This window comes from Paenibacillus sp. GCM10027630 (assembly GCF_042676305.1).
Lineage (GTDB): Bacteria > Bacillota > Bacilli > Paenibacillales > NBRC-103111 > Paenibacillus_S.
Map to the genome: position 1 here is coordinate 1 of NZ_JBHTGY010000090.1, position 20,587 is coordinate 20,587.

At 43.8% G+C, this 20,587-nt stretch carries 18 protein-coding genes; 16 read left to right on the forward strand and 2 right to left on the reverse strand.

Annotation, left to right across the window (positions count from 1 at the left end):
• Nucleotides 1–569: 569 nt before the first annotated feature.
• Nucleotides 570–2,051: an oligosaccharide flippase family protein gene (locus ACFQ0C_RS33640; RefSeq protein ID WP_379373524.1), complete on the reverse strand. Its 1,482-nt coding sequence runs from the start codon at nucleotides 2,049–2,051 to the stop codon at nucleotides 570–572.
• Nucleotides 2,052–2,235: 184 nt separating this feature from the next.
• On the opposite strand from ACFQ0C_RS33640, the gene ACFQ0C_RS33645 reads away from it, so the two are divergent.
• The 12 genes from ACFQ0C_RS33645 (at nucleotide 2,236) to ACFQ0C_RS33700 (ending at nucleotide 12,149) form a co-directional block, all read left to right on the forward strand.
• Nucleotides 2,236–2,586, forward strand: coding sequence for a LysR family transcriptional regulator (locus ACFQ0C_RS33645; protein WP_379373526.1), 351 nt, complete (start codon nucleotides 2,236–2,238; stop codon nucleotides 2,584–2,586).
• A 9-nt stretch (nucleotides 2,587–2,595) separates the two neighbouring features.
• Complete coding sequence (locus ACFQ0C_RS33650) at nucleotides 2,596–3,144, forward strand: substrate-binding domain-containing protein (RefSeq protein WP_379373602.1); 549 nt, start codon at nucleotides 2,596–2,598, stop codon at nucleotides 3,142–3,144.
• Between the two features lie 78 nt (nucleotides 3,145–3,222).
• On the forward strand, nucleotides 3,223–3,537 hold the full coding sequence (locus tag ACFQ0C_RS33655) for a hypothetical protein (protein ID WP_379373528.1): 315 nt from the start codon (nucleotides 3,223–3,225) through the stop codon (nucleotides 3,535–3,537).
• 222 nt (nucleotides 3,538–3,759) lie between these two features.
• A complete protein-coding gene (locus tag ACFQ0C_RS33660; RefSeq protein ID WP_379373530.1) occupies nucleotides 3,760–4,530 on the forward strand; it encodes an HAD-IIA family hydrolase in 771 nt (256 codons plus the stop codon).
• Between the two features lie 47 nt (nucleotides 4,531–4,577).
• Nucleotides 4,578–5,132: a glycerol-3-phosphate responsive antiterminator gene (locus ACFQ0C_RS33665; RefSeq protein WP_258213255.1), complete on the forward strand. Its 555-nt coding sequence runs from the start codon at nucleotides 4,578–4,580 to the stop codon at nucleotides 5,130–5,132.
• A gap of 125 nt (nucleotides 5,133–5,257) precedes the next feature.
• Complete coding sequence (locus ACFQ0C_RS33670) at nucleotides 5,258–6,013, forward strand: MgtC/SapB family protein (RefSeq protein ID WP_379373533.1); 756 nt, start codon at nucleotides 5,258–5,260, stop codon at nucleotides 6,011–6,013.
• Nucleotides 6,014–6,317: 304 nt separating this feature from the next.
• Complete coding sequence (locus ACFQ0C_RS33675) at nucleotides 6,318–7,625, forward strand: ABC transporter substrate-binding protein (RefSeq protein ID WP_379373535.1); 1,308 nt, start codon at nucleotides 6,318–6,320, stop codon at nucleotides 7,623–7,625.
• Between the two features lie 157 nt (nucleotides 7,626–7,782).
• A complete protein-coding gene (locus tag ACFQ0C_RS33680; RefSeq protein WP_379373604.1) occupies nucleotides 7,783–8,649 on the forward strand; it encodes a carbohydrate ABC transporter permease in 867 nt (288 codons plus the stop codon).
• Nucleotides 8,650–8,661: 12 nt separating this feature from the next.
• The gene (locus tag ACFQ0C_RS33685) at nucleotides 8,662–9,492 is read left to right on the forward strand and encodes a carbohydrate ABC transporter permease (protein WP_379373537.1); all 831 of its coding nucleotides are present in this window, start codon (nucleotides 8,662–8,664) and stop codon (nucleotides 9,490–9,492) included.
• Between the two features lie 26 nt (nucleotides 9,493–9,518).
• The gene (locus tag ACFQ0C_RS33690; RefSeq protein ID WP_379373539.1) at nucleotides 9,519–10,274 is read left to right on the forward strand and encodes a glycerophosphodiester phosphodiesterase; all 756 of its coding nucleotides are present in this window, start codon (nucleotides 9,519–9,521) and stop codon (nucleotides 10,272–10,274) included.
• Nucleotides 10,271–11,401 carry a hypothetical protein gene (locus ACFQ0C_RS33695; RefSeq protein WP_379373541.1) on the forward strand — a complete coding sequence of 377 codons (1,131 nt, stop codon included), beginning with the start codon at nucleotides 10,271–10,273 and terminating at the stop codon, nucleotides 11,399–11,401. Before ACFQ0C_RS33690 ends, ACFQ0C_RS33695 begins: the two co-directional genes overlap by 4 nt.
• A 34-nt stretch (nucleotides 11,402–11,435) precedes the next feature.
• On the forward strand, nucleotides 11,436–12,149 hold the full coding sequence (locus ACFQ0C_RS33700; protein ID WP_379373543.1) for a glycerophosphodiester phosphodiesterase: 714 nt from the start codon (nucleotides 11,436–11,438) through the stop codon (nucleotides 12,147–12,149).
• 286 nt (nucleotides 12,150–12,435) lie between these two features.
• Here the strand turns inward: ACFQ0C_RS33700 and ACFQ0C_RS33705 are convergent, their stop codons facing one another.
• Nucleotides 12,436–13,308 carry a TetR/AcrR family transcriptional regulator gene (locus ACFQ0C_RS33705; protein ID WP_379373545.1) on the reverse strand — a complete coding sequence of 291 codons (873 nt, stop codon included), beginning with the start codon at nucleotides 13,306–13,308 and terminating at the stop codon, nucleotides 12,436–12,438.
• Nucleotides 13,309–13,580: 272 nt separating this feature from the next.
• On the opposite strand from ACFQ0C_RS33705, the gene ACFQ0C_RS33710 reads away from it, so the two are divergent.
• The 4 genes from ACFQ0C_RS33710 (at nucleotide 13,581) to ACFQ0C_RS33725 (ending at nucleotide 20,462) form a co-directional block, all read left to right on the forward strand.
• The gene (locus ACFQ0C_RS33710; RefSeq protein ID WP_258213247.1) at nucleotides 13,581–14,081 is read left to right on the forward strand and encodes a GbsR/MarR family transcriptional regulator; all 501 of its coding nucleotides are present in this window, start codon (nucleotides 13,581–13,583) and stop codon (nucleotides 14,079–14,081) included.
• Nucleotides 14,082–14,167: 86 nt separating this feature from the next.
• A complete protein-coding gene (locus ACFQ0C_RS33715) occupies nucleotides 14,168–17,287 on the forward strand; it encodes an efflux RND transporter permease subunit (protein WP_379373547.1) in 3,120 nt (1,039 codons plus the stop codon).
• A 47-nt stretch (nucleotides 17,288–17,334) separates the two neighbouring features.
• Nucleotides 17,335–18,585 (forward strand): efflux RND transporter periplasmic adaptor subunit, encoded by a 1,251-nt coding sequence (locus ACFQ0C_RS33720; protein ID WP_379373549.1) that lies wholly within the window; start codon nucleotides 17,335–17,337, stop codon nucleotides 18,583–18,585.
• 116 nt (nucleotides 18,586–18,701) lie between these two features.
• Nucleotides 18,702–20,462: a hypothetical protein gene (locus ACFQ0C_RS33725; protein WP_379373551.1), complete on the forward strand. Its 1,761-nt coding sequence runs from the start codon at nucleotides 18,702–18,704 to the stop codon at nucleotides 20,460–20,462.
• Nucleotides 20,463–20,587 lie beyond the last annotated feature (125 nt).

Consider the following 20,587-nt stretch of genomic DNA (forward strand, 5'->3'; position numbering starts at 1 on the left):
TAACACCTAGATTGAGCTTTGCGAGAACACTATTGAGAAATAGGGTGTATGGATTAAAATTTGAGAGATATTGAAAGCGCTTAATTCGACAGCCTGAAAATGTCAAGTTAGTTACTCCGGAAATAGCGTTCCAAGTCTTATAGCTGGAATTCCTCCTGCTAATTCTACGTATTTTGGCTCATATCCACCATATCCCCTCTATTAGAGTTAGTTTTTCCAGTTAGATTGATTTCAGTCGATATCCACACTGGATTAGCGTTACAATTTCTATCTATTTTCTTTCGCAGCAGCCCCGACAAATCCTGGTCTCCTCTAGATTGAAAGCAGCCGCCCCATCACTTAAGTAACATCTAAAAGCGGCCGGATTCATTTTTGGATTTTCAAACCCTCACTCTGATGAGAATTTCCCTACAAACGTTTCCAGTTCCGCTTACATGGTGGTTTTGGAGGCGTCTTTGTACATAGTTTGGGACTGATTCATTTACTGATACCCTTTTGGGACAGCCTCTTACACCTAAGCTGTGAACAGAAGACAGCAGAAGCATGCATGGTTGAAAATAAGCAAACAGCTACGACTTTCCTCGGAAAGGCCGGAAGCGGGGCAGCTTTAATGGGTTCACTTCTAATAAGAGAGTTAACACAAGCAAGCTGGTAATACCAAGGATGACCAAGCCAATCATAAAAGACCCGGAAAACCCGCTTACGAACATAAAAACACCCATAACTAGAGTAGGAATTAAAGGTTCTCCGTAAGCCTTCCACCAATTTAAAGGAAACCCCTCTAAATAAAAGAACCAGATCATAGAGAGTGCCGATACCGCCCAGCCTCCAGTGTAAACCCACACGGACCATATGGGATTGTAAGATATAATGAAGGGGACAATGGCTATTACAAAAATACCAGCGACTACCATTACCCAGAAATTCGCCTTTGTTTTCCCAATACCCGCAAGAATATTACCCCCTAACCGTCCAACGGATGAGAAAAAGCCTCCCAACGCCAGCAATCGGATATAAGCGGCTGAATCTCCTGTGGTATAGCTATTGCCGAACAAGAAGCCGTTAATTTGGTTTGGATATAAACAGATCAACAAGGTGAGCGGATACATGATCAAGTTATTATATCGGACACAAAGCGTGCCTCGACGTTTGCTTTCGGTCAAGTCTCGCGAGACCTCAGCTACAAACGGGAAGGTAACGATCATAAAGGCCCATGTAACTATGCCGATAAAACCTGTTATTCGAATGCCATTCGCCAAGTACCCAACGGCAATAACCGAGCTGGACCCAATCATCATGACCATAAAAGGCTGTTGGAAAGCCTTCGCAATAGTTCCTGCCCAGAGCGGAACGCCGTACTTCAGCATTTCCTTGATCTGCAAAAAAGAGACAGGCCCCCACCATACGGGATGATGTTCTTTTTCAACCTTCCAGCATATATAGGCTGCAGCGAGTATGGCACCGACTCCCATCCAGAAGGAGACTCCCCATAGAACTGAATTAGAGCCGAGCGGCCATAATACGCCTAGCAATGTTCCCGATGTAGAGAAAATCGTCGAGACAACCATGAAAAATGCTTGTGTCTTGAAATCACGGCTTCCGGAGAAGGAGGATACCCCAATATTGATAATCGAGTTGAACACTAACATCACAGAGCTTATAATGAGTGCCCCTTTGAGTTCAGGAAGCTTATACGCATTGGATAAGACGGGTGCCAGAATAGTAAGGAGTAAGCTCAGTACGACTGCAAAAAAAACACTGCCAAGCAATGCCAGCCGAAGTTTGGATTGGATGGCTTCTTTTGCCTGTGTAGAGAAAGTATATACTAGTGAAGAGGTGAAGCCGACGTTTAGGAAAAGAGTGACCATTCCGAATACTTGAAGCAGCAGATTCACTTCACCGAATTTGGCGGGATCGTCTAAGACACGTGCGAGAATGATACTTCCTACGGTTTGCAGCAGCTGATTGATAAAAAGGCCTAATACAATGATGGAAAAGCTCCGTATTAAAAAGCGCTGATTGTCCTTTAAAGCAAGCTTGAGTTGCGGCATGTGAAACCATCACCTTCTTAGTTGAAATTACCGCTTTATCGTACCAAAATAGGCAGTAGCTTTTCAATGACTATATTTTGTTGTTGTATGCATATGTGCAAGTCAGTCCATTGACTTTCCAACTTGATAATGATAATCATTATCAATAAAGTCTGTTCTTGTTGAGGTGTTGAATCTGAAAATATTGGATAAAATTGAAACCTTCATCGTCCTTTCCGACTGTAAGTCATTTACTGATACGGCCAAACGTCTGTATTGCTCCCAACCAACGATCAGCAACCACATTCAGCAGCTAGAGGAGCTGTTTAATGCCACCTTGTTTCACCGTTCAGGAAAAACGGTTCAATTGACTAAGCAAGGCGAGGTTTTGCTGGAATATGCCAAGCAAATAACAAGGCTCATTGAAGATGCATCGTTGCAAATGAAGAATATTTCAAGACAGGACAGTAATTTGTCTATTTATGTGAGCAATTACATTGCCGGTTATTTCTTTTCGGACATCCTTCAACATTTTCATCATGTGTATCCCAAGTAATTATTAGAGATTTATACCCAATGCTATGATGATCTGATACGCTCTCTACGGGAAGGGAAGACGAATTTTGCTTTTTTACCGCTCTATCCAGAGGATGAATATATTCGGGCCGAGTTTGATATAACGGTTCTTTTTGAAGAGAATTTCCTGTTAGTTTTGCCAGTGGGTCATTCGTGGACTAACCGGAAGGTTATTGATTGTCGGGATTTACATAATGAAAATATACTGCTGCCGCAAAGCCTCTATTTACAGCAATATATTTCCGCTCAATTAGAGCAGCAACGGGTGAAGGTGCGTTTTTTACAAATGAGCAATTTTGAAATAATCAAACAAGCGGTCAAGTCGGAGCTTGGAATTGCTTTTCTCCCTTCTCAATCGGTTGTAGAAGACATCAATAATGGAAAGCTTATAACTAGAGTGGTGTTTTCATTAAGTATTAAACGGAAAAATGGCTATGTCACTCGCAAGCATACTCTTCTCAATTCAATCGAAACGGCGTTTTGCAAGGATGTTCAACAATATTTCCATGGGAAGAAACGTTCTCTGACTATTATCTGATATTGATTTTCATTATCATCATAGTTAAAATAAGTTTGATTTTAATATTACTTCTATAGAGGGGACTGACTGAGCGTCATGAAGGCAATTGCACAAATAAGTAACGGAATCCAGTTCTCCATGTTAAATCAACAAACATCGCATCGCGGTGTAGTCCCATTTCACCTTTATGATTTGCCACAGGGGGATTTGTCTGTATATGCGGGTGTGATCATTAGTAATTTTGTGGATGAACCGTTCCTATACGAGCACAAGCATTATTTGAAAAAAGGCCGCGAGAAAACGATAACAGAGCAGGATACGGAGCAATTCACTAAGCTGAAGCAGGAGCTTTCAGACCGTGCTTTGTTGCTGCCGCAAGATGAGCTCTTGTCTGTCAGAAGAATTTCATAGTTTACTGCTGAATTTGCAGTCTATAATTTGTTATTGACAGATATTGGTCTTGATCCTATACTTAGTAACAATAATGAATATACGGTTAGGCACGAGTCCTGGAGAAAACCTTATCCGTAATCATATCCGTCCTTTTGGGGATGGATGTGTTTACTGTGATAAGGTTTTTTTTGTTTTTTTCCAGGGCTGCTAACAATTTTACCTGAGAGTGAGGCAGACAGAGTGAGAGGATACATTTTTGACTTGGATGGTACGGTATATTTGGGAGACAAGATGATAGATGGGGCTTCAGAGGCTATTCAAGCTTTAAGAGCTCGTGGAGACAAGGTAGTGTTCTTGTCCAACAAACCTATTGCAACCCGACAATCCTATGTAGAAAAGCTGAATAAAATGGGGATTCCGACAAGCCTTGAGGACGTATTGAACTCTTCGCAAATTGTTGCCCAATACTTGCATCGACGTCTTAAAGCCGGAGAAAAAGTTTTTGTTATTGGAGAAGAGCCAATCAATGAGGAGCTTGCGGAATATGGGATTCCCATAACACATGATAGCGACAGTGCCGAGTATGTTGTATTATCATGGGATCGCCAGTTTACTTACGATAAACTGAACAGCGTGTATCAAGCGGCTGTCAAAGGTGCCGTTGTCATCGCCTCCAACCCGGATACGACATGTCCATTGGACGGCGGGCAAATTCCCGACACAGGCACATTCATCGCCGCACTTGAGGTAGCTACGGGGAAGGCGATTGATTTGGTTGTCGGCAAGCCTTCATTAATAGCAGCAGAGGCGGCCGTTGCCCATCTGGGCTTGGATTATAAGGACTGCTTGATGATTGGTGATCGACTGGAAACGGATATAAAAATGGCTAATGAGGCAGGCATGGTATCCGTCCTAGTACTGACTGGAGTCAGTACGGCAGAAATGGCGGAGCTGACAATCCACCGTCCCCACCATATTGTTTCAAGTATTAAAGATGTCGTAGATTTATAACCAACCATGTTATAATGTTCTCACTTCAACGAAAGGCGGGGAACTGATTGTATCCGATTGTCGATCTGGTAGAACATCAAACCATTGCAGCTGTACAGAGATTAGAAGATATGGATCTTGCTATTAAAAGTCAAGTTAATATTGTTTTCCTTCTGGTGGGGTCTATCTTTAACATCAAGGATTTGGTGGACCAAGTGAAAGCAGCCAACAAGCAAGTATTTATTCATATGGAGTTTATCGAAGGTATTGCGGCTGACCGCAGCGGTGTTGCGTATGTCGCACAATATATACAGCCTACCGGAATCATCTCTACCAAGAGCAACTTGATTAGAGGAGCTAAGGAAGCCGGTTTAATGGCGATACAGCGTATATTTTTGATTGACCGAAGTGCCGTTGTCAGAGGCATTAAGGCGGCTGAGCAGAGCAAGCCTGACGCGATTGAAGTGATGCCGGGTATCATGCCCCGAGTCATTAGGGAGATGACAGATATGACCTCCCTTCCGATTATAGCAGGTGGCCTTGTCGGGACGCATCAGGAGATTGAGGATGCACTCGAAGCAGGAGCACTTGCGGTATCTGCAGGAACATCTGAATTATGGTGAAGTTAAATAGCCTCTAATTCCAAGCGGGAGAGATTATCTGAGAAACCTCTTTGGAAAAGGTGCGGGTTTATTGCACTTTTTCTGTTGGGGTTTTTTCTATTTGAATTTGAAGGAGGTGAGTTAGCATGGATAGTGTTTGGCATATCACCCATCTGGAATTAACGATACGCATACTGCTGGCTGCGGGATTGGGAGGCTTGGTAGGACTTGAGCGTGAATGGAATAATCATGCAGCAGGTTTGAGAACGCACATTCTGGTCTGTATTGGATCTGCAGCCATCATGCTGCTGTCTATATATGGGTTCTCACAATTTGTAAATGAGGTCAATGTGCGTACCGACCCTGCGCGGTTGGCAGCTCAGGTCATCAGCGGTATCGGTTTTCTGGGAGCTGGAACGATTATGCGTACCGGCTCTACCGTATCGGGGCTGACGACAGCGGCATCCGTTTGGGTAGTTGCAGCTATTGGCTTATGTGTGGGGGCCGGTTTCTTTTATTGCGCTGCTCTGGCAACCGTTATGGTGCTCTTAAGCCTGTTTGTATTAAACAAATGGGAGAAGCACTTGATGCGAAATCGGAGAACGATGGAGGTGGTGATTAAAATTATTGACAGGCCAGGTGCTCTTGGAAATATCGCGACGAATTTCGGAAAACACGGAATTCAGATCGTCAATGTCAAAATGAGACCGGAAGGAACCGTTGAGGTTTCGGGCATTGAAGAACCGGTGATGGAGCTATGCTTCAGCTTGAAATCCAAGCAAGGGGAGACGCTCCTGTTAGCGATGGAAGGGATTTCTGCTTCCGGAGATATACTGTCGATGGAATCCAAGGGCCTGGTAAAACCGGATAGTATGAAAGGATCTGCTTTGGAAGCGCTTTGATTGAGCTGTATACATTGTATTCTTCTTGTTTTAATGGTAATATTAAGATTTTATGTAGGTATTGACTATCCAAAGGTGATATGGGATAATTTTAAATGAATTAAGAAAACGCTTTATTTCGTTCAATAACGATTGGGTGCGGAGATCATTGAGACAACCCAAGAGACGAACGGACCGTGCGTATTTATGCCGGCTCCTTTCTGTTTCTTGTGCTCTCGATGCTCTCCTTTTTTGCATTCTCTGTTATAGTTGAGTGAATGCGTTTCTATCTAAATTGATAAGAAGAGAAAGGGGTATTTTAACAATGAAATTGAATAAATGGCTTTCTGTACTCACTGTTTCTTCTATGTCCTTAGGCTTGGCGGTAGGATGCTCTAACAATGCAAGCCAACAAACGGAGGTAGCAAAAGCTCCTGCAGCCGACAATTCTCCGGTTACTATCCAGTATTGGCATTCGCATGCAGAACCTCAAATTGCTGCTTTAAACTACATGATTACCGAGTTCCAGAAGAAGTATCCTAACATTACGGTTGAGCCGGTTTACCAAGGTGGGTATCCTGATTTACATAAAAAGCTGCAGGCAGCCGTTGCGGCCAAGGATGTCCCGGCAGTGACGAACGTAGAGGTATCCGTTCTTCCGAACTTTGCCGATGGCGGAGTGTTTGCGGATATGACTCCCTACATAAAGCGGGATAAAGTGGATATGAATGATTTCTCCAAAGGTATGCTGCAGGCGTATGCTTATAATGATAAGCAATATGGATTTCCTCTAATCGTCAGCACAAGCGTCTTCGTTTACAATAAAACGATGCTAGATAAGCTCGGCGTGAAGCCTCCGCAAACATGGGCCGAAATTGAGGATTTCAATAAAAAGGTGACATTGAAGGAAAACGGTAAAACAACTCGTTATGCATTCTCTGTACCTGGTTGGGATACTTGGTACTATGATCCTTGGGTTTCCAATGGCGGAGGAGCTATTCTGAGTCCGGATCACAAAAAAACAATGCTTGATCAGCCGGACAGCTTGAAATGGATTCAAAATTTCCGTAAATGGATACAGGATGGCTCCATGCAAATGGGCTATGGAAAAGGTGCATCGGATACGATGAGACAAATGTTCCTTGAAGAAAAGGTAGCCATGGTACAACATTCCTCCGCTATTATTAAAACATACCTGGAAAACGCCAAGTTTGAAGTAGGAGTTTCGTTTATTCCTGGGGATAAAGAAAGAAAGTCGCATATCGGCGGAGCAGGAATTGTTATGATGGAAGGCGCGCCGGCTAAGCAAAAAGAAGCGGCCTGGAAATTTGTTAGCTTTATGACAGGTGCTGAAAACAATATCAAATGGGCTGAAGGAACCGGATATTTGCCGACTCACAAGTCGGTTGTCACTACAGATGAAGGCAAGAAATACTTCGAAAAGCTGCCGCAATATAAAGCCGTATTTGAAAATTTCGACAATGTTGTAGGACGTCCGCAGCATCCGGCTTATCCGGAATTCTCCAAGCAATATATGGAGGTCGTTGGTAAAATGATTCTTGAAAATGCTGACCCGGTACCTCTTATGAAAGATAGCATCAAAGAAATTAATAGAATCATAGCAGATCAATAAATATAGGCTTTAGTCCGTAATGCGGGAGCCTAAGTAACCCGCATTACGGTTCATTATCGCAAGTGAGAGGGGAGTCGCGATGAAAGCGACGGACAGCAAATTACAGGTTGAAGTATTAGTTCGAGACAAGACTAGCCGAAAGGCTCCATCCAAGTTTATGGAAGGGTTTAAAGATTTTTCTTTTGCTTTACCCGCATTAGTTATTTTAGTTTTATTTATTTATTATCCATTATTTAATTCACTCTACCTTAGCTTCACAAATTGGAACATGACGAAGCCAGTGAAGAAATTCGTTGGGTTTGATAATTACACCTACTTGTTGACCAGCGATACATTTTACAATGTATTAAAAATAACATTTACCTACACCGTTTTTGATGTATTTCTTACCTTGGGAATTGGACTTTTGTTGGCTTTGTTGTTCAATTCCGTTTCAAAGTTTTACAATGTATTGCGTATGGTTATCTTTATGCCGCACTATATATCCATGGTTATCGTATCGATGATCTTTATATGGATTTTCAATGGGCAATATGGATTGATGAATGAACTGCTCAAGATGCTGGGAATCGAGCCCGTTCTATGGTTAACCAATACCCGCACGGCACTATGGGTGCTTATACTGGTATCCGTCTGGAAGGGCGTCGGCTTCACGATGATTATTTTTATTGCCGGTCTGAGAAGTATTCCGGTTGAGTATTATGAGGCATCCAGCATTGATGGGGCTACCAAATGGACTCAATTTTGGAAAATCACGATACCTTTACTGTCTCCAACCTCTCTATTTCTGATCATCACTAATTTTATTTCGTCCATGCAGGTGTTTCAATCCGTTGATGTAATGACGAACGGTGGACCGCTGGAATCAACCAAAGCTATGGTTTATTGGATTTACGAAATGGCCTTCAGTGAATTTAGAACAGGCAGAGCATCAGCCTTGGTCATCTTATTCTTTATTATCATTATCATACTGACGAGTATTCAATTGTACATATCCAAGAAGAAAGTCCATTACGAAGGGTAGGTATATAGACAAATGAAGAGTCCGGTTTTAAAAACTACCCGTTTGATAGTGGCCATTTGCATCACGCTGATCATGTTTTTTCCGATCTATTGGATGATTGTGACGGCATTGAAGACGCCTGCCGAGCTAAGGCTGGCCATTCCGAGCTTTTGGCCTGAAAAGCTGATGTGGGAAAATTTTGCGACTGCATTCAAAACAATTCCTTTCTATCGCTTTACAGTTAACACAGTTATCCAAACGGTTGGAATAGTGTTTCTGCAAATCAACATTGGCATTATGGCGGCGTATGCTTTTGCTAAAGGTTCATTTGTTGGAAGAGATAAGCTGTTTGTTCTTGTTCTTGCTGCATTGATCGTCCCTGAGCAGGTTGTATTTGTTCCGATTTATGTGATGATGTCTGATCTGGGCTGGATCAATACTTATTATGCACTTATAATTCCTCATGCGGCTTCGGCTTATGGAATTTTCTTGTTGCGTCAAATGTTCAGATCCATTAATAATGATGTTATAGAGGCAGCTAAGGTAGATGGCGCAAATCGACTTCAGGTTCTCTATAGAATCTTGACTCCTATGGCAATGCCCACTGTAGTGACATTAATTGTTATCAGCTTTATTCACAGCTGGAACTCCTATTTCTGGCCGCTCGTTATGACTAATTCCAATGCCATGCGTGTATTAACAGTTGGCGTAGCGATGATGCGTGACTCGATAGGAGGCAACGAATCGTTAAATTTCCATCTGCTTATGTCAGCCAGCTTATTAGTTATACTGCCGATTGTCATTGTGTTTGTTTTCGCTCAAAAATATATCGTGGCTGCAATGGCGAATTCAACATTTAAGTAGACACTTATTAAAAGGAGAGATTCGAAATGGGATTGAATCAAACTTTAGTAATTGCTCACCGGGGTGCCAAAGGCGAGGCGCCGGAAAATACATTAGGGGCTTTTCGACTGGGGCTTGAACAAGGTTGCGACGGTATCGAATTGGATATTCATTTAACCAGGGACGATGAAATTATCGTCATCCACGACTCTACCTTGGATAGAACGACAGACATGACAGGCTCCGTCTATGATATGACGCTTGAGGAGATCAAGAAAGCCGACGCGGGCCGGTGGTTCCACGAGAAGTACGAGGGTGAAAGGGTGCCTTTGTTAGAGGAGGTGTTTGATCTCGTTCCTGCGGAAGTGATGATTAACGTGGAAATTAAACATTCAACTGAAGGCAGGCTGGAACCGCTGCTGCTTGATTTAATGAAGAAAAAGGACCGTCTGCACAATGTAGTTGTATCTTCATTTAATCATAAAAACTTGCTTAACCTAAAGAAATTGGAACCTGAAGCGAAGGTCGGTCTGCTGTACGAACTCAATACAGGGAGCAATTCAGATTTAGTCGATAGCTTCGAAGCTACATTATACTCCCTGCATCCGAATTATAAGGGAATGGATAAAGAGACAGTATCTGATGCAATTGCACTTGGATTGCAGGTATATCCTTGGACAATTAATGACGAAGATCAAATGGCATTAGCTATCGACTATGGAGTATCAGGAATCATTACGGATTATCCTGGAAGGCTGCGGGAATTGCTGCAGCATAGAAGACAGCTGGGAGCGGCGGAATGAAGTCATCCTTACTGCTGCCGACGCTGATTTGCACGCTTCTCTTAACCGCTACCGGCTGCCAACAACAGCCGGCAGCGGTGGAAGTTAAGCCTGCTTCAGCGGCGGCGGCTTCACCCAATACTGCTGCACCCAAGGAAAAGCCTGCCACGGGTACAGCGGGTATTACACAAGAAGAGGCGGGAATTAAATTCCGCGTTGATATGCCGGAGATTAAGCCTTTCCTTCAGAAAGCTAAGCCTGGCCCTATTGTTCCAGCACTATTGCAAAATGCGGTTCCACAAGGTCTCGCTTACATAGAGGATAAAAAGTGGATGCTGGTTTCCCATTACAGGGAGGATGGCAAGCCAAGTCTCTTGTCCGTCATTGATGCCTCCTCAGGAAAAATGGTGAAGGCTGTCGAGCTTTACAAAAATTCCGGCACCCCCTATACTGGTCATGCTGGCGGGATTACGGCCAGTAAAAAGCATGTTTGGATTTCTTCGGACAAGGATGTTTATTATGTGAATTTGGAGGATATTGTAAAAGCGGAAAATGGCGGCAAGCTTGCTTTTGCAGGATCTGTACAGAGTGATACACGCGCCTCCTTTACCGCTTATGAGGATGGTATTCTTTGGATCGGCGAATTTGCTCACGGAAGCGACTATCTGACCGATAAGTCCCATTATTTAATGAATAGGGATGATAAGCAGCATAAGGCTTGGGCAGAAGGCTATAGACTTAATCCAGAGACTGACCTTCCTTCGACGAAGCCGGAGCAGGGTCAAGGCCCAATTGCCCCAGATTATATTCTATCGCTGCCTGATCGAATACAAGGAATGAGCGTAGCCAAAGACCATATTTGGCTTAGCCAGTCTTATGGAAGGAACAATGCGAGCACGCTGTATCGATTTAACATCAATATGACGGAGAAGCCGCATTCCAAAGCTGCAGTAAGATCGACGGAGATTCCCGTATGGTTTTTGGACAGCAAGAACGAAGCAGACAAGATGGAGCTGCCTCCGATGTCAGAAGGCATATTTGAGTCGGCCGGCCAATTGCATATTTTGTTTGAATCCGGAGCTGCTAAATACAAGACCTCATCGAGCTACGCATTGGATCGTATTCAAATATTGCCGTTAAACGAATAGCAGCTCAAATGGATTGATATGGGAGGACATACTAATGATTCCAGGTCTGGCGCACAGAGGATACCCCAAGAAATACCCGGAGAATACGATACCTTCGTTTCAAGCAGCAATAGATTTATCCTTTAGCCATTTGGAGCTGGATGTTCAGCTGACCAAGGATGGAGTTCCTGTAGTTATTCATGATACGACAGTGAACCGTACTACAAACGGCAAAGGTCGAGTTATTGATTATACGTTTAACGAACTGCGTAAATTGGATGCAGGGGGAGGCTCTCCGATCCCGACACTGGAGGAAGTCTTGAAGCTTGCGAAAGGGCGGACTTCAGTGGATATTGAATTAAAGCAAAGCGGGAATCTGTATCCCGGTTTGGAAGAAAAGGTTCTTGAAGTAATTCGCTCCTGCGAGGTTCTCGATCAAGTTTTTGTAACATCCTTCGATCATTACTCGATTGCCAGAATGAGGGAGCTGTCCGAGGAGATCGAGCTCGGCTTGGTCATCTATGGTGCGACCCCTTCGGTGTTCTCGTTTGCCGAGCAAATCAGGGCGCGTTATGTATCGGTCAAATATATATACTTAACCGACGATTTTGTTCAACGCTGCGAGGAGCAAGGCATACAGCTTATCGCCTGGACGATAGATGATGAGGAAGAAATGCGCGAATTACGGAGCACATATCCGAATATATGGGTATGTACGAATCAGCTGGAATTATGGAAGCAGTGTGTAGAGCAAGGGCAGCGCGTATAAAAGATTAGCGCTTAATATTTTGCTTGGCTCACCCTTGATGACTTGATCATCCACCAAGGACGCTGAGGCTGCTATAAGCTCGAAGGGATTTGAACGGAACAGAGAGTTCCTTTGTTTGGTCGAATACGAGGACTAATACATAAAAACAGAGAGATAACGGAAGTAGTTACTTCCGCTATCTCTCTGTTTTTATGCTTTTTCTATGCGATAAAGGAATAAGACTTCCGCTATTGTCCTCTATTTCCGTAAATGCAGCTGGGTCTGGGGTGGAAGAGAAGAAGGCTGCTTATTTCTGGCCTTCGAATAACAACGTCAGCTTCTCGATGATGCCCTGATCTCCGTTTGCTAAAGATATTAAATAATTATACATGCCTTTAATAATGATCTGATTGGGCTGCTCTTTAAGAGCCTCTTGAATAATCGCATCCATGGACTGGACCATGGTTTCGGTGGATTTGGTGCTGTCAGTATTAGCTTCAATCCAGTCCTTAACGGAATGAGCTTTTTGGAGCCAGGTTTCCTTTGTTATAGCTTGGCTCTGTTCGGGGCAAATAAGTGCTGCATATAAAATAGGCGATGTTGGTTTATTCATAATCCCGTAAGCGATATCATCCATACGGTTCATCAAATATTCAGCAAGCTGTTGGCTGTTAATAGGGTGAGCGTAAACGATAAAGTAGAAGAAATATTCCTTCAGCATACCGTTTAACAGATTAGCGCAATCAAAGGAATGAACCGCAATCTCCAGCCCGTACAGCTCGAGAATTTGCTGCTCCATCCATCTGACGGTTTGCATGCTATGATCGATCATCATTTCCTTAACCGTGTTGTTCATAAAAGCGATTCCCTTCATATGCATCGAAAGGAAGTCCTGGTCTCCCATAATAACCTGGCATTGGAATTGGATAGCATTGATTATTTTCTCCCTGGGAGTAAGGGAAGAATTCGATTGAATTTCTTTCAGATAAATACTTTGTCCATCCATATAGTAGCTGAATACAGCAATTAGCAGTTCTTCCTTGGAGTGAAAGTGCAGATAGAAGGCACCTTTGGATACTCCGGCTAAGCTAACGATGTCCTGAACAGATGTGGTGTGATAGTCTCGGTCACCGAAGAGCTTGATTGCGGCTTGTATGATCTGCAGTTTTTTGTCATTCATGCCGGTTCACACCCCTTATTTTCTCCATTCAAGATACCGAATGGTAGTAGTAAAGCCATTGTATACTTGGATTTAGTTTATGTCAAACATGTGACCGACTGGTCAATTTTAAGGAATTATACGTGTTATGGGAAAAAATAGGTTGATTTGGATACAGTATTTGAATTATATTACTAATAGAATGACCAGTCAGTCAAAACGCTGATGCAAAATGATTAACATGGTTCTTAATGATGGGAATGAAACTAACGGGAGGAGATACCCAAGCGCCTATGTCTAACACCATTGAAGAATTGAAGCTGAATATTAGCAACTTTATGTCCCTTTACCTGGAACATGAAGGCTTTAGTCCGCTCGTCGGTAAGATGTATACCTTACTGCTTTTTTCATCAGAGCCTATAAGCCTGCAGCAAATGGCCGAGGAGTTATCTGTTTCCAAGGCGGCTATAAGCGTTCAAATCCGAACTATGGAGCTTAAGCATCTGTGTCATAAGGTCCCGATCCAGAATGATAGGAAAGATTACTATTACATTACGGATGACTTTGGAATCAATATTGTTCGGAATGAAATAGGTAAATTCAACTCCGTTAAACAAGCCGTAGACGGAGCGTTGGCTGGATTCCCTCATCCGTCCAATGTGGAATCGCATGATGAAGAAGGCTGCAACATCATTAGACGAAGATTCCAAAATATGTCTATGCTGTGTGGGATGTTTATTTCACGCATGGGAGAACTGCATGAGGAATGGCAGCTGAAGAGACCATTGCCGTGAGTGTGGGTTTAAAAGCTCACTTTCATAATCAAGGATTCATGATATTTACAGATTCGCTTGATGTAATTTGATGGAGGAGTAGAGAGATGAACAAATTTACTGATTTTTCTTTGAAAAATGTCGCAGCGATCATCATTATAAGCGTTATTCTATTCGTTGCCGGCACCTTCTCCGCTACGACGCTGAAACAGGAGAGCATGCCTGATATTTCATTGCCAGTCGTATTTGTAAGCACGGTGTATCCCGCCCCTCCAAAAGATGTTATGGAGAATGTAACCAAGGTTCTGGAAAAGAGGATTGTAGGAATTGAGGGCATGAAGAAGGTTTCCTCTACTTCCAACGACAATTTCTCCGCAATTACCGTTGAGTTGGTTAACGGACGCAGCCCTGATGATGCAAAGAGGGATATCGAAAGTGCCATTAAGGACATTAAGCTGCCTGTTGGCGCAAGCGAACCGAAGGTTTCCAAGTTCGGGAGCAGTGATTTCCCCGTTTACTTCGCGGCAGTTCATGGAAATAACAACATGAACCAAGAAGAGCTTAACCGTATTTATGAGGATGTTATTGAACCTACGTTAAGCGCTATGGACGGAATCGATCATGTGGATTCGGTCGGACAACAGGAAGCAACTCTTAAGCTTAAGCTGAATATTAACGCGATTAATAACTACGGTCTGACACCTGCACTTGTATCGCAAAGCATCCAGACTGCTCTGATGACGAGCCCGGCAGGTAAGGTTGATTTTAGCGGCAGTTCACAATCGGTTCGAATCGAAAGTGACTTGAACACGATTTATAATCTGGAGAATATGAAGATTACCTCACCCAAAGGGGATATCGTGCTTTTAAAGGATATTTCCAAGGTCGAGGCCATTTCGGACTCCAAATTTATTGCCCGACTAGATGGCAGTCCGGCAATCGGGCTCACATTATTTAAAGGAAAAGATGCCAATACGGTACGATTTGCCGACGAGGTTGACAAATTATTTGCCGGTTGGACGAAGGAATATCCGAACCTGCAATTTACACCGGTATATAATGCGGCTAATGATGTAAAAAAGTCAATCAACGGTATGCTGAAGGAAGGTATTCTGGGGGCAATACTGGCTTCAGTAATGATACTTTTATTTCTGAAAAATGTACGTATGACGATGATTGTATTGGTTTCAATTCCATTATCGATCTTAACAACACTTTGTGTTATGGCTTCCCTGGATATTACTCTTAATGTAATGACATTAGGGGGCTTGACGATAGCCGTCGGCCGGGTCGTCGATGATTCGATTGTTGTTATTGAGAATATATACAGTGAGCTGCAGCAAGCGCGCGAGCGCAATGAGTCCGTAATTAAGCTGGCAACCTCACGGGTAGCTTCAGCTATTACATCCTCAACGCTTACGACTGCGGGTGTATTTTTACCGATAGCATTTGTTGGCGGAGTTTTGGGCGATATTTTCCGGCCATTTGCCATTACGCTTGTTGTTGCGCTTTTATCCTCACTAATAGTGGCTTTAACTGTGATCCCAATGCTAGCGATGCTCTTGGTTCTAAACAATGATAAGATCAAGCATCACGATGAAGAACATGTGGGGAAATTCACTGCCAAATACAAGTCCATTTTAAGCTGGTCATTAAATAATCCTAAGAAGACGGTGTTGGTTTCATTTCTTGCATTTGTCATCTCGATTGGAGGAACAGTTCCTTTCCTTCCTTTCGCCTTCATGCCTGACAGCGAATCCAACAAGCAAGTGCAATATACGTTGAAGCTTCCTCAGGAAACCTCGATAGAATCGATGGATTTGAAAGTGAAGGAAATTGAGACTCTTCTTAAGGAAGCCAAAGACTCCGCAGGTCAACCGGCCTTTGATTATTTCGAGTCGATGGTAGGCTATGACATGCAGAGTACAAGCGGTGAGCGGGTTGCTTATCGTGCAAGTATTATTGCGTCTGTATCCAAAGCATCTGATGCGAAAAAGATGGCCGAAGAATATAAGAACATTATGCTGGGTATGGTTCCGAAAGGATCGGAAGTTGAAGGGGCGCTGCTGGCGGGCAGTATGGGCGGTTCTTCGGATGACTTCTCTTACCTGCTTAAGGGTGAAGACTTGAATCAGCTGGTAGCCGGGGCTGAGCTTATTAAACAGAAGCTGAAGGAATTTCCTGAGCTTAAAGATATTAAAGACAGCCTAAACGAGAAGAAAATGCAGGTTGTCGTTAGTGTGGATCAGAATAAAGCTCGTGTCTACGGATTGTCTTCCGCACAAATTACAGATACCGTCCGATTGTGGCTGGCAGAAGCGTCGATCGGCGACATTAAGTTCGACAATGTAACCTTTGCTACACAAGTTATGGTAGACGATGATTTCAAAAATTCGATGGAAAAGCTTGGACGTATTACGATGACAACTTCGACGGGTGTCGTGGTAGCTTTGAATGATATCGCAAAAATCCGGCAAGTGGAGGCTCCGGCAGCTATTACTCGTGAAATGCAGGAGCAATACGTTAAAATTACCGCAAAAATCGATAGCAAAGATAAAGGCGGCATGAGTACAAAAGTAACGGAAGCCTTAAAGTCAGTGTCTCTTCCAGGCGGTATCCGAACCCAAGTACAAGGGGTAAATGAGGACATTCAGGAAAGCTTTGGTCAAATGGCCGTTGCTATGGGTGCTGCGATCTTTCTAGTCTTCCTGGTCTTGGTTATCGCATTCGGTAATGCGAGCGCGCCATTCGTTATTTTATTCTCCTTGCCGCTTGCCGCAATTGGGGGATTCCTCGGATTGCTGATTGCAGGAGAATCGATCAATATTACTTCTCTAATCGGATTTTTGATGTTGATTGGGGTCGTGGTCACCAATGCTATTGTATTAATAGATCGGGTGCAGCAGCTTCGCAAGGAAGGTCTGGAAATGCGCGATGCTGTCGTTAAAGCAGGTTTGACAAGATTGCGTCCTATTATAATGACGGCTGGAGCGACCATATTGTCTTTATTGCCTCTGGGGCTTGGTTTCTCGGAAGGCTCTCTAATATCCAAAGGCTTGGCAGTTGTTGTTATAGGCGGCTTGGTGACTTCAACCTTGCTTACATTAGTTGTGGTGCCTGTAGTTTATGAAATTATCGATAGAATGAAGGTTCGTATTTCACGTCTTTTCAATAAAAAGGGAAAACGTGTAACGGCTGCTAATGCCGCTGCGAACTCCTTGCATTAAGCTTGGGCCAGTTGAATAGAAAGATACGTATAAAGGAGAAACGTCCAATGAAACCAGAAAATGCGAACAAGGTTCACAAAGGTGCAAAAATTATGGGCGCAATCGTTCTCAGCACGGCCCTTATCGCAGGCTGCTCGTCAGCACCCAAAGCTCAGCCTGCACAAGCAGACGAGGTTCAGCTCAAGCAAGTAAAGGTTAACAAAATTGAGAAGAAAAAGATAAGTGAGCCATTGGAGCAGGTGGCTGATATTGCATCTTCTATCCAGCTGGATGTCCCTGTCAAAGTAGGCGGAGATGTACAGGAGATATTGAAGAAGCGCGGGGATATGGTAGAGAAGGGTGAGGTCATCTTCAGATTGGATCCGACCGATGTGCTGATTTCCAAAGAAAAGGCGCAAATTAGCATCTCAGGTACAGGGCAGCAGTTGGCTAAGGCGCGTGAAGATTTGGTGAACAGCAAGTTGGACCTACAGAATGGCATCATTAAGCTCGAATCTTCTATTAAAGAAGCCGATAAAAATTACAGCAAGATGCGTAATGATTATGACCTGGGGCTCGTGACCAAATTTCAGCTGGAGCAAGCAGAGACGCAGTTGAATAACCAACGTCTTGATCTTGCAAGCAATCAACAGAAGCTGAAGACGCTTGAGACGACGAATTCCTTATCACAGCTGGAGCAGGGGCTGCAAACGTCGGAAGTATCGATTCGCGAGGCAGACCGCACGCTGGAGCATATGGAAGTGAAAGCAACTGTGAGCGGGGTGCTTACGGATCTACCGTTAGAAGTAGGCATGACGTTAGCGGCAGGCTTCCGCGCGGCACAGATTCAACAGTTGGACCCGATTAAGATCAAAGCGGAGCTTACCGAGGAGGCAGCGAAGCTGGTGCGCGGCAAGCAAGAGCTTTCCTTTTACATCTCGGGCTCTACGGAGAAGCTGAAAGGTAAAGTGAGCTATCTGGCAGATGTTGTAAGCGCCCAGTCTAAATCCTATTCATTGGAGCTGGAAGTGCCGAATGCAGATCGAAAGCTTAGACCGGGTATGAAAGCTCAGGTTCTCCTTACAGAGGATCAGGATCAAATCGTTGTTACTGTACCTACGTTAAGTGTTGTTCGGGAGGGCGGTGAGACGTTCGTGTTTATTTTGACGGGAGATACCGTTGAAAAGCGCAAGGTTGAGCTTGGCCGTCTGAATGAGACCTATCAAGAGGTGCTTAAAGGAGTAAAAGAGGGTGAACAGCTCGTTACTTCAGGACAGCATCAATTGAAGGATAAGGAAAAAGTACAACTCGCTCAATAAAAAACAGCTAACAGGATAGGACCAATAAAGAGTAGAGCGGATGCAGAAGGGCGCAGCTGAAGGCTTAAGGACAGCGGCCCTCTAGGCTACGCTTGCTTGTGACAGGAGGAAATTAAATGAACAAGAAGTTGACCGTTACTTTAGCTACCATCGTACTCTCCGCATCCCTCATGAGTTTCGGCAGTCAGGCTTTTGCAGATGAGGCAATTAACGTTAGCCCCGTGCAAGCAGTTGTTGCACAGACTGAAGCAAAGGTTTATCCACTGACAGATGCACTTAACGTTGAAGTGAAAAGCGTACTGAATGAACGTATATTAGAAGGAACAAGAATTGGCGTAGTTGTAAAAATGGGAAATAGCAGCGCTGCAGTAACTCGGGTGCCGGAATACGAGCTTCGTGCCGTAACAAGCGAAGGCACTGTATATACTTTACAGTCAAGTGCTTCCAATCCGAAAGCGATCCAGCCAAAGACAACGACGGATTTAAGCTATATGGTTGTATTGGACCGGACGGATAAGGTGACGTTAAGCGAGGTAAATTGGACAGATGTGGATGTTTATGTTTATCCAAAGAAAGAAACTCTGATCACGGCCATTCCTGTAACAACGCAACCGTGGAGCGGTGTTGATACGCCTATTACGGATCCGACAGCTGTGCGCAAATGGGCCGACAGCTTCCAAATTCCAACACTTGTATCACCTATTCAATATACACCGATTGATATCCATAAAGAGTCTACGGCTCAAGGTAATGTGTATGTCGTGCAATTGCTTGCCCACAATCCATCGGCACAACGGGAGACAATCCCAGAATTCACTATCGATGGTAGAACGGATGCGAAAGTTTTTTCAGGTAAAAAAGTAGAAGAAGGTACTATAGCGCTGGATGCGAAGGAAGAGAAGTACATCCATTATGTAATACCAACTGAGCAGGATACAGTGTTATCAAGCTTGAACCTGCTGACCACGGAGAGCTTTGCTCAATCGGGTGCGGCTGCCGCAAACGTTGTTCAGTATCAAGTGGGACGATTGAACATTCTGTTGCCTGGTTCAGCTGCTGCACAAACCTACTCATCCTACGCACTGGGCAGCATTATGAAATTTGATACCCGCAGTGAATTGATTCATCCTGATATGCAGGTATCACTGGTTGAATTCCAAATGAGTGATAACGAAGATGAGGGAAGCAAGCAGGTGACAGCCAAATTCAGGCTGTATAACCGTAGTGACCGCCCACTCACGATTCCGGCATTTCAAACAGAGTTGGTTAGCTCAGACGGCTATCAATACAGCGGTAAGCGCCAAACGATGACAACAACAACCGTGCTGCCGAATTCGGGAATTACAGTGAATTATGCTTACATTCTACCTTCTACAGAGTCCGGTAAAGGGTTGGGATTGAAAATTCAGGATAGCGCCGGCACAAAAACGGCTGGCTCCACAGCTTTCAAATCGACGATCGCTTCATACGGTGTCCAGCTGCAAGCACCTTCTGCTGAGGATAAATTCAGTATGTATCCGTTTGATGTAGCCGTTGAGCACTGGGATATCTCGTATTTGTTCAATACTACTACACATCAATATACGTACAAGGGCAAGTTCTTATTGGATATCCAGCGTCAAAAGGAGACTCAAGTGGATGCGAACTTCCCGCGTCTTCAATTTGAATTGTATGATGCAACGGGCCGGCTTGTAGCTAGCGCTGCGAAATCCTTGATAGGCCAGGAGCGTTTGGTTTCCGGAGAGAATAATATTTCCTTTGCCGGGACCTCCGAGCAATTCGATTCCCCGCTTACCTTAAAGATTTACGAGATCTTTACAACTGAAAGCGGAGAATTCAAACGATTGGTGACTGAGTTTAGCCGGCCTTTTAGATAAATTTATTATGATGAAGTGACTGCCTCAATAGACATTTCTGAAGTTTTCTCTTAACGTTTATAATGCTGATAATAAAGACAAACAAGCTTCCATTTCCACTTTGACAGTGGTTTTGGAAGCTTGTT

What these genes read in the sequence shown, in the direction of transcription:
- ACFQ0C_RS33690 (WP_379373539.1), top strand. Translation starts at nt 9,519, where the DNA reads ATGGGATTGAATCAAACTTTAGTAATTGCTCACCGGGGTGCCAAAGGC.
- ACFQ0C_RS33655 (WP_379373528.1), top strand. Translation starts at nt 3,223, where the DNA reads ATGAAGGCAATTGCACAAATAAGTAACGGAATCCAGTTCTCCATGTTA.
- ACFQ0C_RS33640 (WP_379373524.1), bottom strand. Translation starts at nt 2,051, where the DNA reads ATGCCGCAACTCAAGCTTGCTTTAAAGGACAATCAGCGCTTTTTAATA.
- ACFQ0C_RS33675 (WP_379373535.1), top strand. Translation starts at nt 6,318, where the DNA reads ATGAAATTGAATAAATGGCTTTCTGTACTCACTGTTTCTTCTATGTCC.
- ACFQ0C_RS33670 (WP_379373533.1), top strand. Translation starts at nt 5,258, where the DNA reads ATGGATAGTGTTTGGCATATCACCCATCTGGAATTAACGATACGCATA.
- ACFQ0C_RS33720 (WP_379373549.1), top strand. Translation starts at nt 17,335, where the DNA reads ATGAAACCAGAAAATGCGAACAAGGTTCACAAAGGTGCAAAAATTATG.
- ACFQ0C_RS33700 (WP_379373543.1), top strand. Translation starts at nt 11,436, where the DNA reads ATGATTCCAGGTCTGGCGCACAGAGGATACCCCAAGAAATACCCGGAG.
- ACFQ0C_RS33705 (WP_379373545.1), bottom strand. Translation starts at nt 13,308, where the DNA reads ATGAATGACAAAAAACTGCAGATCATACAAGCCGCAATCAAGCTCTTC.
- ACFQ0C_RS33710 (WP_258213247.1), top strand. Translation starts at nt 13,581, where the DNA reads ATGTCTAACACCATTGAAGAATTGAAGCTGAATATTAGCAACTTTATG.
- ACFQ0C_RS33715 (WP_379373547.1), top strand. Translation starts at nt 14,168, where the DNA reads ATGAACAAATTTACTGATTTTTCTTTGAAAAATGTCGCAGCGATCATC.
- ACFQ0C_RS33725 (WP_379373551.1), top strand. Translation starts at nt 18,702, where the DNA reads ATGAACAAGAAGTTGACCGTTACTTTAGCTACCATCGTACTCTCCGCA.
- ACFQ0C_RS33685 (WP_379373537.1), top strand. Translation starts at nt 8,662, where the DNA reads ATGAAGAGTCCGGTTTTAAAAACTACCCGTTTGATAGTGGCCATTTGC.
- ACFQ0C_RS33680 (WP_379373604.1), top strand. Translation starts at nt 7,783, where the DNA reads ATGGAAGGGTTTAAAGATTTTTCTTTTGCTTTACCCGCATTAGTTATT.
- ACFQ0C_RS33695 (WP_379373541.1), top strand. Translation starts at nt 10,271, where the DNA reads ATGAAGTCATCCTTACTGCTGCCGACGCTGATTTGCACGCTTCTCTTA.